The 513-nt window shown below is 70.6% G+C and carries 1 protein-coding gene; it reads right to left on the bottom strand.

Features of this window, described 5'->3' with window-relative positions:
* A partial coding sequence (locus tag HMPREF2883_RS10360; RefSeq protein WP_305366971.1) for a FeoB small GTPase domain-containing protein occupies positions 1–513 on the bottom strand: 513 nt, incomplete at both ends.

Below are 513 nucleotides of genomic sequence, written 5' to 3'. Positions count from 1 at the left end.
CCCCCAGGAGCCCGGCGATGAGCGGGTGGGACTGGTCGAGCCACTCGTGCACCAGCTGCCCCAGGTCCCCGAAGCCGTCCTCGATGGCGCCCTTGAAAGGCTCGGCCCAGGTGAAGATCGCCTGGAAGAAGATGTACATGATGGCGAAGAACACCAGGGACCCCAGGACGGGGTTGAGCAGGACCCGGTCGACGACGGTCGTGATGCGGTCCTGCTGGGGGGCCTGGTAGTCCGCGGCGGCCAGGATGGAGTCGGCCCAGGAGGCCACCTCGGTGGGTGTCGTCGGCGCGGGCAGTGGCGGGCGCTGCCACTCGGAGAGCTCGGTGAGGCGCTTGCGCAGCTCGGGGATACCGATGCCGCGGTTGCCGACGACCCGCACGGCGGGGATCCCCAGGGCTTGCCCGAGGGCCGCCACGTCCAGACGTCCGGCGCGCCGCGTGAGCTCGTCGGTCATGGTGACTGCCAGGCAGGTCGGCAGCCCCAGGGACAGGGCCTCGGCGATGAAGTTCATGC

It is taken from the genome of Actinomyces sp. HMSC075C01 (assembly GCF_001812965.1).
In the GTDB taxonomy this organism is placed as follows: domain Bacteria; phylum Actinomycetota; class Actinomycetes; order Actinomycetales; family Actinomycetaceae; genus Actinomyces; species Actinomyces acetigenes.
This window is presented reverse-complemented; position numbering and strand designations above follow the sequence as displayed.